Source organism: Streptomyces zhaozhouensis, assembly GCF_900230195.1.
GTDB lineage: Bacteria > Actinomycetota > Actinomycetes > Streptomycetales > Streptomycetaceae > Streptomyces > Streptomyces zhaozhouensis.
On sequence record NZ_OCNE01000014.1, the window covers coordinates 169,602 to 182,040 of the forward strand.

Annotated in this window: 4 protein-coding genes; all 4 read left to right on the top strand. The window is 76.3% G+C overall.

Annotated features, from left to right (window positions below; translation table 11 throughout):
* Positions 1-119: 119 nt before the first annotated feature.
* Positions 120-9,806 carry a non-ribosomal peptide synthetase gene (locus tag CRP51_RS19655; protein WP_097232583.1) on the top strand — a complete coding sequence of 3,229 codons (9,687 nt, stop codon included), beginning with the start codon at positions 120-122 and terminating at the stop codon, positions 9,804-9,806.
* Positions 9,803-11,131 carry a diaminobutyrate--2-oxoglutarate transaminase gene (locus CRP51_RS19660; RefSeq protein WP_097232584.1) on the top strand — a complete coding sequence of 443 codons (1,329 nt, stop codon included), beginning with the start codon at positions 9,803-9,805 and terminating at the stop codon, positions 11,129-11,131. The genes CRP51_RS19655 and CRP51_RS19660 overlap by 4 nt, the downstream gene beginning before the upstream one ends.
* Before the next feature lie 66 nt (positions 11,132-11,197).
* Complete coding sequence (locus CRP51_RS19665) at positions 11,198-12,139, top strand: ornithine carbamoyltransferase (RefSeq protein WP_097232585.1); 942 nt, start codon at positions 11,198-11,200, stop codon at positions 12,137-12,139.
* A gap of 91 nt (positions 12,140-12,230) precedes the next feature.
* Positions 12,231-12,439, top strand: a 209-nt coding sequence (locus CRP51_RS29185) for a hypothetical protein (RefSeq protein WP_141514628.1), incomplete at its 3' end; no start/stop codon positions are given.

Here is a 12,439-nt window from a genome sequence, read left to right on the forward strand (position 1 = left end):
GGCGCCCCGCAGAGACAAAGAAGCAGCCGCGCTGACGGGCGACCGTTGCCCTTCCTTCCCTGGTGAGGGGCGCGCGGCCCGCGACAGACTCCTCACGCGTGACCCCCAGGAGGTGGGCTATGGACGTCGAAGGCGACGCGCGGACCGGTGCCGCCGTGGCGACCTCGTTCGCGCAGGCGCGGCTGTGGTTCCTCGACCGGCTGCGGCCGGGGTCGCCCGAGTACGTGCTGCCGATGGCGCTGCGGCTGCGCGGCCCGCTGGACACGGCGGCGCTGCGCGGGGCGCTGGAGGCGGTGGTGACGCGGCACGACGTGCTGCGCACCCGCTACGCCGTACGCGGGGAGCGCCCGGTGCAGTGGGTCGAGCCGCCGGGGCCGCTCCCGCTGGAGCGGGTGGATCTCGCGGGCGGCGGGCGGGGCGAGGCCGCCCTCGCCGAGCTGCTGGCCGCCGCCGCGCGCCGCCCGTTCGACCTGCGGAACGAGGCGCCGCTGCGGGTGACCCTGGCGCGGCTGGGCGAGGACCACCACGTGCTGCTGGTGCTGGCGCACCACATCGCGTTCGACGGCTGGTCCTGGGACCTGTTCACCGCCGAACTGGCCGCCGGCTACACGGCGCTGACCGGCGGCGCGCCCGCCGTTCCGCCGGGGCCCCCCGCGGGGAGCTACCTGGACTTCGCCGCCGCACAGCGGGAGCGGCTGGCCGCCGGGCGGCTGGCGCGCGGGCTCGCGCACTGGCGGGACCGGCTCGCCGGCCTGCCGCCCCTGGAGCTGCCCACCGACCGGCCGCGCCCCTCGGTGTGGACGGGCGAGGGCGACGTGGTGCGGTTCGCGCTGCCGCCCGCGCTGGTCGCGAAGGTCGACGCGTTCGCGCGCCGCCACCGGGCGACCCGCTTCATGGTGCTGCTCGCCGCGTTCCAGGCGCTGCTGTCCCGCTACACCGGGCAGCGCGACCTCGCCGTCGGCACGCCGGTCGCCGACCGTGGCGCGCCGGGGGCGCGGGAGATGATCGGGCTCTTCGTCAACACGCTGGTGATCCGCGGCGACCTGTCGGGACGGCCCTCGTTCACCGAGCTGCTGCGGCGGACCCGGCACGAGGCGCTGGAGGCGTTCGGGCACGCGGACACGCCGTTCGAGCGGATCGTCGACGAGCTGGCGCCCGCGCGGGACCTGTCGCGCAACCCGCTGTTCCAGGTCTCGTTCTCGCTGCGGAACGCGGTCTCCGCGCCGCCCTCGCTGCCCGGTCTGGCGACCGAGCTGGTGCCGACGCCGCTGGTGGGCACCCCGTTCGACCTGGTGCTCGACGTCAACGCGGTGCCCGGCGGCGGGCTCGCGGCCCGGCTCCAGTACGCCACCGCGCTCTTCGAGCCGGCCACCGCGCGGCGGCTGGCCGACGGCTTCTCGACGCTGCTGCCGGCGCTGCTGGCGGCGCCCGAGGAGCCGTTCACCCGGGCGGAGCTGATCTCCGCCGAGGACCGCCGGACGCTGGTCGAGGAGTACAACGCGACGGACGCGCCCGTGCCGGACGCCTGCGCGCACGAGCTGTTCGCCGCGCGGGTCGCGGCGACGCCCGGGGCGACGGCGCTGCGCGGGGAGTTCGGCGAGCTGAGCTACCGGGAGCTGGCGGAACGCGCCGACGCCTGGGCCGGGGCGCTCGCCGCGCGCGGCGTGGGGCCCGAGACGCTGGTGGGCCTCGCGCTGCCGCGCGGCCCGGAGCTGGTCGCCGCGCTGCTCGGCGTGTGGCGCGCCGGCGGCGCCTACCTGCCGCTGGACCCGGCCCATCCGGCGCCGCGCCGCGCGGAGTTGCTGCGCCGGGCCGGTGTCGCCACGCTGGTCGCCACCGACGGGACGGCGGCCGGGCTGACCGGCTGGTCCGGCACCGTGGTCACGCCGGGCGAGGTGGCGGTCGGCGCCGCCGGCCCGCCGACGGTCCTGGTCCACCCGGAGAACCTGGCCTACACCGTCTTCACCTCGGGCTCGACCGGCCGCCCCAAGGGCGTCGCGGTGACCCACCGCAATCTGGTCAACTACGCCCTCTGGGCAGCCCGCACGTACCAGCCGGCCGGGGCCGGCACCGTGCTGTACTCCTCGCTCGCCTTCGACCTGCCCGTCACCTCCCTCCTCCCGGCGCTGCTGACCGGCGCGCCCGTCACCCTCACCCCGGAGACCGAGGCGCCGGCGTTCACCGGTCTCGCGGCGGCGCTGCGCGGCGGCCGGTTCGATCTGGTGAAGGTCACCCCGACGCAACTGGCCGCGTTGGGGCGCGAGTTGCCGCCCGAGGCGCTGCGTTCCGCTACGCCGCGCCTGGTGGCCGGCGGTGAGACGCTGACCGGCGTCGCGTTCGAGCCCTGGCGCCGGCACGCGCCGAAGACGCTGGTCTGCAACGAGTACGGGCCGACCGAGACCACCGTCGGCTGCTCCGTACTGGTGGGCCGCGCCGGGGAGTTGGAGCCGGGCGCGCTGCCGCTGGGGCGGCCGGGCGACAACACCCGGATGTACGTGCTGGACGAGGAGCTGCTGCCGGTGCTGCCGGGCGCGGTCGGCGAGCTGTACATCGGCGGCGCGCAGGTCGCGCGCGGCTACCACGGGCGCGGCGACCTCACCGCGGAGCGCTTCGTGCCCGACCCGTACGCCGGCGCGCCGGGCGCGCGCTGCTACCGCAGCGGGGACCTGGTGCGGCACCGGGCCGACGGCGCGCTGGAGTTCGTCGGCCGGGTCGACGACCAGGTGAAGGTGCTCGGTCACCGGGTCGAGCCGGCCGAGGTGGCGGCCGCGCTGGCCGCCTCGGCGACGGTCGCGGAGGCCGCCGTGCTGGTGCACGGCGCGGGCGAGGACGCGACGCTGGTCGGCTATGTGACGCCGGCGGTCGGACAGCGGCCGGAACCGGGCGCGCTGCGGGAGGAGTTGGCCGCCGTGCTGCCGGCGCACCTGGTGCCGGCGCGGCTGGTGGTGCTGGCCGCGATCCCCTACACGGCCAGCGGCAAGGTGGACCGCCGCGCGCTGCCGGCGCCCGCCGCCGAGCCGGCCCCCGCCGACCGGGTGGCGCCCCGCACCCGCACGGAGCGGCTGGTGGCCTCGGTCTGGTCGCGGCTGCTGGACGTGGACGCCGGGCGAATCGGGGCGCACGACGACTTCTTCGCGCTGGGCGGCAACTCGCTGACCGCGATGCGCGTCGCGTTCCGGCTGCGCGCGCTGCTGTCCGTGGAGCTGCCGCTGGCCGAGGTGTTCACCGCGCGCACCGTCGCGGAGCTGGCCGCGACCCTCGCGCGCGCGGACCGGGCGGCGCCGGAGCCGATCCCGCCGACCTCCTACGACCGGCCGCTGCCGCTGTCGTTCGCGCAGCGGCGGCTGTGGTTCCTCGACCGGCTGACGCCGGGCGCCACCGACTACCTGGTGCCGGTGGCGCTGCGGCTGACCGGCGCGCTGGACCGGGCGGCGCTGCTGGCCTCGGTGGGCGACCTGGCGGAGCGGCACGCGGTGCTGCGCACCCGCTTCGTGGAGCAGGACGGCGAGCCGGCGCAGCGGGTCGCGGCCGAGGCGGCGGTCCCGCATCGCGACGTCGACCTGGGCGCGGTGCCGGAGGCGGAGCGCGAGGCCGAGGTGGACCGGCTCGTCCAGGCCGACCTGCGGCGCCCGTTCGCGTTGGACAGCGAGGTGCCGGCGCGCACCGCGCTGCTGCGGCTGGGGCCCGAGGACCATGTGCTGCTGCTCACCCTGCACCACATCGCCTGCGACGGCTGGTCGGCTGAGCTGCTGGCGACGGAGCTGGGCCGGCACTACGCGGCCCGCCGCGCGGGCCGGACGGCCCGGCTGCCCGCGCTGCCGGTCGGCTACCCGGACTTCGCCGTCTGGCAGCGGGAGCGGGCCGAGGCGGGGGCGTTCGACGCGCCGTTGGCCGCGTGGGCAGAACGGCTGGCCGGGATGCCGGCGTGGGAGCTGCCGACCGACCGGCGCCGGCCGCGCACGCGCGACGGGCGCGGCGACCGGCTGACGGTGCGCGTGCCGGGCGCGGTCGGCGAGGCGGTGGAACGGCTGGCCGAGCGGCGGGGCGCGACGCCGTACATGGTGCTGCTGGCGGCGTTCTACGCGCTGCTCGGCCGGTACACCGGGCAGCACGACCTGGCGGTCGGCACGGTGGTGGAGGGCAGGACGCGGCCGGAGACCGAGCCGCTGATCGGCTTCTTCGCCAACACGGTGGTGCTGCGCGGCGACCTGTCAGGCCGGCCGTCCTTCACCGACCTGGTGGAACGGGTGCGGCGCCGGGTGCTGGACGCGTTCGGCGACAGCGAGGTGCCGTTCGAGCGGATCGTGGAGGAGCTGGCGCCGGAGCGCGACCCGTCGCGCAACCCGCTCTTCCAGGTGATGTTCGAGACCCGGCCCGAGGAGGCGGCGGTCTTCGACCTGCCGGGGCTGGCCGTGCGGCCGCTGCCGGTGTCCTGGCCGGTCGCCAAGTTCGACCTGATGCTGTCGGTGCGGCGCCGCGCCGACGGCGCGCTGGACTGCGCGTTCGAGTACGCCACCGCGCTGCTGGAGAGGGCGACGGTGCGCCGGCTCGCCGAGCACTACCGGCTGCTGCTGACGGCGGCACTCGCCGATCCCGGCGCGCCGGTGGGGCGCCTGGAGCCGCTGCCGGCGGCCGAGCGCCGGCTGCTGACCGAGGGGTGGCGGGACACCACGGCGGCGCTGCCGGAGGCCGGGCTGCCCGCGCTGGTCGCCGACCGCGCCGCGCTGACGCCCGGTGCCCCGGCCGTGGTCTTCGGCGAACAGACCCTGACCTACGCGGAGTTCGACGCCGCCGCCACCCGGCTCGCGCACCGGCTGCGGGCCCTGGGCGTGCGCGCCGAGACCCCGGTCGCCGTCCGGCTGCGGCGCGGACCCGACCTGGTCACCGCCGTGCTCGGGGTGCTGCGCGCCGGCGGGGTCTATGTGCCGATCGACCCGGAACACCCGCGCGCCCGGCGGCAGTTCGTGCTCGCCGACAGCGGCGCCACGGTGCTGGTGCACCGGGCGGGCGAGTCGGACGAGGCGCCGCCGCCCGGCGTGCGCGCGCTCGACCTGGACGCGGCCCACCCGCCGGCCGGGCCCCGCGCGGCGGCGCTGCCGGAGGCCGGGCTGCCCGCGCCGCTGCCGGACCAGGCGGCCTACGTGATCTACACCTCGGGCTCCACCGGCCGCCCGAAGGGCGTGGTGGTCCCCCACCGCGCCCTCGCCAACCGGGTGCTGTGGACCGTCAGGGAGCACCGACTCGGCCCGGAGGACCGGGTGTTGCAGAAGACGACGGTGAGCTTCGACGCCTCCGTCTGGGAGTTCCTGGCACCGCTGGTCGCGGGCGGCACGGTGGTGGTGGCGGCCGACGGCGTGCCGGCCGACCCGGCGGCGATGGCCGCGGCCGTCGCCGCGCACGGCGTCACGGTGCTCCAGCTGGTGCCCTCGGTGCTGCGGTCGCTGGTGCGCGAGCCGGGACTGGGCGAGTGTCTGACGTTGCGTCAGGTGTTCAGCGCCGGCGAGCCGTTGTCCGTGGAGCTGGCCGAACGGCTGCTGGCGCGGCTGCCGGTGCGGCTGACCAACACCTACGGCCCGACCGAGTGCGCCATCGACGTCACCTCCTGGACGTTCACCGGCGGGGAGCCGGGCGAGCTGGTGCCGATCGGCACGCCGATCGACAACACCCGGGTGCTGGTCCTCGACCCGGAGGACCGGCTGGCGCCCCTCGGGGTGCCGGGCGAGCTGTGCGTGGCGGGTGTCGGGCTGGGGCGGGGCTACCTGGGCCGGGGCGACCTGACCGCCGCACGCTTCACCCCGCACCCGTTCCCCTCGGCGCCGGGCGAGCGGATCTACCGCACCGGCGACCTGGCGCGGCGGCTGGCGGACGGGCGGCTGGAGTATCTGGGGCGGCTGGACGGGCAGGTCAAGGTGCGCGCGATGCGCGTCGAGCCGGCGGAGATCGAGTCGGTGCTGGCCGAGCACCCCTCCGTGGCGGCCGCGGCCGTCGCGGTCGACCGGCGCCCGGGGCGGGAGGACGCGGCGCGGCTGGTGGCGCACGTGGTGCCGGCCGCCGGCGGGGCGCCGGACATGGCGGCGCTGCGCGCCCATCTCGCGGCGCGGCTGCCGGCACCGTTGGTGCCCTCGCTGCTGCTGCCGCTGGAGGCGCTGCCGTTGACCGCCAGCGGCAAGGTCGACCGGGCGGCGCTGCCGGCGCCGGACGCCGCGGGCGCGGGCGCGGGGCGCGTCCCGCCGCGCGGCCCGGCGCAGCGGGCGGTGGCGGCGGCGTTCGCCGAGGTGCTGGGCGTGGACGCGGTCGGCGCCGACGACGACTTCTTCGCCCTGGGCGGCCACTCGCTGCTGGCCACCAGGCTGGTCTTCCGGCTGCGCGTCGCCCTGGGCGCGCAGGTGCCGGTGGCCGAGGTGTTCGCGCGGCGCACGGTCGCCGCGCTCGCCGAGCTGGTGGAGGCGCCCGGGACGGAGACCGCGCACGACCCGGTGGTGCCGGTGGACCGCGAGGGGCCGCTGCCGCTGTCGTCGGCGCAGGCCCGGATGTGGTTCCTCGACCAGCTCGACCCCGGCGGCGAGGAGTACCTGGTGCCGCTGGCGCTGCGGCTGCGCGGGGCGCTGGACGAGGCGGCGCTGGTGCGCGCGCTGGACGGACTGGTCGCCTCCCACGAGGTGCTGCGCACCCGCTACCCGGCGCGGGACGGCGCGCCGGCCCAGGTGATCGACCCGCCGGGACCACTGCCCCTGACCCGGCTGGAACTGGCGGACCGCCCGGCGGAGGTCGCCTCGGTGCTGGCGCGGGAGACCGCACGCCCGTTCGACCTGGCCGCGCAGTGGCCGCTGCGCGCGGCGCTGGCACGGCTGTCCGACGACGAGCACCTGCTGGTGCTGACGGCCCATCACATCGCGGTGGACGGCTGGTCGATGGACCTGCTGCTGGGTGACCTGGCGGCCGGCTACCGGGCTGGCACGACCGGCGCCGCCCCGCCGACCGCTCCGCCCGTCGGCTACGCCGACTTCGCCGCCTGGCAGGAGCGGTGGAGCGCCGGGCCGGCCGCCACCGCGCAACTCGACTACTGGAAGGAGCGGTTGGCCGACCTGGAGCCCCTGGAGCTGCCGACCGACCGGCCTCGCCCCGGCGAACGGGACGCGCGCGGCGCACTGCTCCCGTTCGACATCCCCGACGAACTGGCCGACGCCGTCACCGCGTTGGCGCGGCGGCTGGCGGTGACGCCGTTCGTGGTGCTGCTGGCCGCCTTCGACGTGGTGCTGTCCCGGTGGACCGACCGCACGGACGTCGCGGTGGGCACCCCGGCGGCGGGCCGCAGTCGGCAGGAGACCGAGGAGGTGGTCGGCGCCTTCGTCAACACGGTGGTGCTGCGCACCCGCTGGGAGGGCGACCCGACGTTCCGCGCGCTGCTCGACCGGGTGCGGGAGGACGTCGCGGCCGGCTACAGCCGCCAGGACCTGCCGTTCGAGCGGCTGGTGGACGAGCTGCGCCCGGAGCGCGACCTGGCGCGCAACCCGCTCTTCCAGGTGATGTTCGAGCTCCAGCAGGGCCGGGGCGGGGCCCCGCGGCTGGACGGGCTGGTCGTGGAGCGCGTGCCCGCGCCCTGGCGCACCGCCAAGTTCGATCTGACGTTCTCGCTGGCCAGACGGCCCGACGGGGGCCTGCGCGGGCTGGTGGAGTACGCCGTCGCGCTCTTCGACGAGGCGACGGTGCGTCGCCTGTCGGGGCACTTCCTCCGGGTGCTCGCCGCGGCCACCGCCGAGCCCGAACTCCTCCTCTCGCGCCTGCCGTTGCTCACCGAGCCGGAGCGGAGGCTGCTGCTGGAGGGCTGGCAGGCGGAGCCGGCGGGGCCGCCGGAGTCGAGCGTTCCTGAGGCGTTCGCCCGGCGGGTCGCCGAACGGCCGGACGCACCCGCCGTCGTCTTCGGCGCGGAGCGGCTGACCTACCGCGAGACCTGGGAGCGGGCCCGGGGCGTCGCCGCGCTGCTGCGCGCCCGGGGCATCGGGCCGGGGCGGCTGGTGGCGGTCGCCCTGGAACGCGGCATCGAGGTGGTGCCGACGCTGCTCGGCGTGCTGCGGACCGGGGCCGCCTATCTGCCGGTCGACCCCGAACACCCCGCCGAGCGGCTGGCGTTCATGCTGGACGACGCGGAGGCCGACCTGGTGGTGACCGTCGACCGGTTCGCGGAGCGGCTGGCGCCCACCGGCCGGCCGCTGCTCACGCTCGACACGGAACCGCGGGCCAGCGGGACGCCGGCCGCGCCCGACGAGGACGCCGCGCCGGCTGGGGACGCCGCGCGGTGTCAGGACACCGAGCCCGGTGGGGACACCGAGCCCGGTGGGGACACCGAGTTCGGTGAGGACGCCGAGCCGTATCCGGCCCTCGACGCGCTGGCCTATGTCATCTTCACCTCCGGCTCGACCGGCCGCCCCAAGGGCGTGCTGATCGAGCACGGTTCCTACGCCCAGCACTGCCGGATCATCGCCGAGTCCTACGACGTGCGCCCCGGGGACCGGGTGGTGCTGCTCTCCGCGCTCACCTTCGACGTCGCGATGGACCAGACGGCGGCGACGCTGCTGGCCGGAGGCACCGTGGTGGTCGCCGACCCGAAGTTCTGGAGCCCGGCCGAACTGCCGGACCGGATCGCCGAACACGGCATCACCCACATGGAGATCACCCCGGCCTACTACCGGGAGATGATGCACCACGTCGCCCCGGGCGACCCCCGGTTGCGGGGGCTGCGGCTGATGAACGTCGGCAGCGACGTGGTCACCGTCGCCGACGCCAACCGCTGGCTGGCGACCGGACTGCCGGGACGGTTCCTGTGCAACTACGGGCCGACCGAGGCCACCGTCACCTGCGTGCTGCACCCGGTGCCCGAGCCGCTCCCGGAGGAGACGGCGGCGTCGACGCTGCCCCTCGGCCGCCCGGTGCCCGGCACCAGGGCCCACGTGCTGGACCGGAACGGCGCGCCGACACCCGTGGGCGTTCCCGGCGAACTGCACCTGGGCGGGCTGCGGCTGGCCAGGGGCTATCTGCGCCGGCCGGCGCTGACCGCCGAGCGCTTCGTGCCCGACCCGTTCTCACCCGTACCCGGCGCCCGGCTCTACCGCACCGGGGACCTGGTGCGGTACCGGGCCGACGGCGCCATCGAGTTCCTCGGCCGCCTCGACCAGCAGGTCAAGCTGCGCGGCTTCCGCATCGAACTCGGCGAGATCGAGGCGGTGTTGGCCGAGCACCCGACGGTGCGGGCGGTCGCGGTGGTGGCCAGGGACGTGCGTCCCGGCGACCGGCGGCTGGTCGCCTACCCGGTGGCGCACCAGGACGCCGACGGCAAGCCGCTCGATTTCGCCCGGTTGCGCCGGCACGTCGCCGAGCGGCTGCCGGAGTACATGGTGCCCGCCCTCTGGGAGGAGCTGCCGGAGCTGCCCCTCACCCCGAGCAAGAAGGTCGACCGCCGGGCGCTGCCGGCGCCGCGCCTGGACGGCGCCGCCGAGCACCGCCCCCACCAGCCGCCGCGCGACCCCGCGGAGGAGATCGTCGCGGAGATCTGGGCCGACGTGCTCGGCCTGCCCCGGATCAGCGTGCACGACGACGTCTTCGCGCTCGGCGCGCACTCGCTGCTGGTCACCAGGGTGCTGGCCCGCGTGAACCAGGCGTTCGCCCTCGACATCCCGCTGCGCCGGCTCTTCGACGCCACCACGGTGGCGGCGCTGGCCGAGATCGCCAGGGACGCCGTCGAGCAGGAGCTGGCCGGACTGTCCGACGACGAGGTCAGCGCGCTGCTGGCCACGGAGGGAGAACGATGAGCGAGACCGGGGCGGCGACCCTCCCCACCACGTCCGACGGCGGAGGCGCCGCTGCCCGCCCGGTCGACGTCGACCCGGACACCCGGGTGTTCGAGGAGTACGAGTCGGAGGTGCGGCTGTACTGCCGCACGTTCCCCGAGGTGTTCGACCGGGCGAAGGGCACCGAGCTGTTCACCGAGGACGGCCGCCGCTACCTGGACTTCTTCTGCGGCGCCGGCAGCCTCAACTACGGGCACAACAACGGGCTGATCAAGCGGCGGGTCGCCGACTACCTGGCCGCCGACGGCCTGACCCACGGCCTCGACCTGCACACGGTCGCCAAGCGCGACTTCCTGCGCGCCCTGGCGGACACCGTGCTGCGACCCCGGGGACTGGACTACAAGGCGCAGTTCGTCGGCCCCACCGGGACGGACGCGGTGGAGGCCGCCCTGAAGCTGGCCCGGCGGGTGACCGGACGGAGCGGTCTGGTCGCCTTCACCGGCGCCTTCCACGGCATGTCGCGCGGCTCGCTCTCGGTCACCGGCAGCCTTCGCGCCCGGCGGGCCGGCGGCGCGAGCGGGCAGGACGTCACCTTCGTTCCCTACGCGGACGGCCCCCGGGGTCCGTTCGACTCCGTGGCCTACCTCGAACGGCTGCTGGGCGACCCCTCGTCGGGAACGGAGCCGCCTGCCGCGGTGATCGTGGAGCCGGTCCAACTGGAGGGCGGGGTCTATCCCGCGCCGGCCGAATGGCTCGCCGGACTGCGGGAACTCACCGCCAGACACGGGGTGTTGCTGGTACTGGACGAGATCCAGGCCGGCTGCGGGCGCACCGGCACCTTCTTCGGCTTCGAGGACGCCGGGATCGTCCCCGACATCGTCACCGTCTCCAAGTCGATCGGCGGCCTGGGCCTGCCGTTGGCGCTGACGCTGCTGCGCCGCGACCTCGACGCCTGGCGCCCCGGCGAGCACACCGGCACCTTCCGGGGCAACCAACTGGCGTTCGTCGCCGCCACGGCCGCCCTCGCACTGTGGCGAGACCCCGCCTTCCAGGCCGGGTTGGCGGCCGGGGCAGAGCGGATGCGTCGCTTCGGCGAGGAGTTGACCGCCCGCGAGCCGCACGCGCGGGTCAGGGGGCGCGGGATGGTGCTCGGCGTCGACCTGGCGGAGGCGGGCGGGGCGCGGCGCGCCCAACGGGTGCAGCGCCGGGCGTTCGAGACCGGTCTGATCGTGGAGCTGTGCGGACGCCACGACGAGGTCATCAAGCTGCTGCCGCCCCTCACCGCGACGCCGGCCGAACTGGACGAGGGTCTCGGCCTCCTGGCGGCGGCCCTGCGGTCGGACTGAAGGCCCGCGCCGCCGTCAGCCCGACCCCGTTTCCGCCGAACGCCCGTTCCCCCTGAGGAGCCCTTCATGACCGGCACCGAGCGCCGCCACCTGATCTCGATCGACGACCTGGGCGACGAGGAGCTGCGGTGGCTCGTGCGGCGCGGCGTCGAGTACGCCGCGGGTGCCCACCGCGACGCCCGCCCGCTGCGGGACGCCGTCGTCGGCACGCTCTTCCGCAAGACCTCGACCCGCACCAGGACCGCGTTCTCCGCCGGGGCGCTGCGGCTCGGCGCCCAGGTGATCGCCTACGGGCCGGCCGACCTCCAGGAGAACACCGGGGAGACGGTCGCCGACACGGCCGCCGTGCTCTCCCGGATGCTGGACGCGCTGGTCGCCAGGACCTCCGGCGACGAGGCCGAACTCCGCACGCTGGCCGACCAGTCGACGATGTCGGTGATCAACGCGATGAGCGCGGCCGAGCACCCCACCCAGGCACTCACCGACCTGACGACCCTTCAGCAGCGCTTCGGCGCGGTCGACGGGTTGCGGGTGCTCTACGTGGGCGAGGGCAACAACACCGCGTCCGCACTGGCGTTGGCGCTCTCCCGCTACCCCGGCACCCGGCTCTGGCTGCGCACCCCGCCCGGCTACGGGCTGGCGCCCGGGTATCTGGCGCGCGCCGCCGCCCAGGGGCGGCGCACCGGCTCCCTGGTCGAGGAGCGCCACGACATGGCGGGGCTGCCGGAGGCCGACGTCGTCTACACCACTCGCTGGCAGACCACGGGGACCACCAAGCACACCGAGGACTGGCGGACGGTCTTCGCGCCGTTCCGGGTCGGCCGCGAGGTGCTGGAGGCCAGCGGGGCCGGGGTCTTCCTGCACGACCTGCCGGCGCACCGGGGCGACGAGGTCACCGGCGAGGTGCTGGACGGTCCGGCCAGCCTCGCCTTCACCCAGGCGGAGAACAAGTACCACAGCGCACGGGCCGTCCTGGAGTGGTGCGTGGCCGCGCCCGACGGCGTTTGACCCCGGCGGGGCCCGGTGCCCCGCTTCGCCGAGGCCGGTCGGAGCGCCCGGCGCACGCCTTACGCACGAGTCCCTGGAAGGAAGGTCAGCGATGTCGGAGTCCGTTCTCCTGCCCGGCGGGAGATGGCGGTTGTGGGGTCAGTTCGCGTTGCGGGGCGCCGGCTTCCCCGCCCACGAGATCCTGCGACTCGCCTCCACCCCCCTGGCCACCACCGCCGACCACCTCACCCCCCACCCACGCGACACACCCGACTGGAAAACCTACGAACACACCTACACCCAAACCACCCTTACCACCAC

Bases quoted from the DNA above. Each gene is read 5' to 3' on its own strand.
- CRP51_RS19655 (WP_097232583.1), top strand. From the start codon at position 120: ATGGACGTCGAAGGCGACGCGCGGACCGGTGCCGCCGTGGCGACCTCG.
- CRP51_RS19660 (WP_097232584.1), top strand. From the start codon at position 9,803: ATGAGCGAGACCGGGGCGGCGACCCTCCCCACCACGTCCGACGGCGGA.
- CRP51_RS19665 (WP_097232585.1), top strand. From the start codon at position 11,198: ATGACCGGCACCGAGCGCCGCCACCTGATCTCGATCGACGACCTGGGC.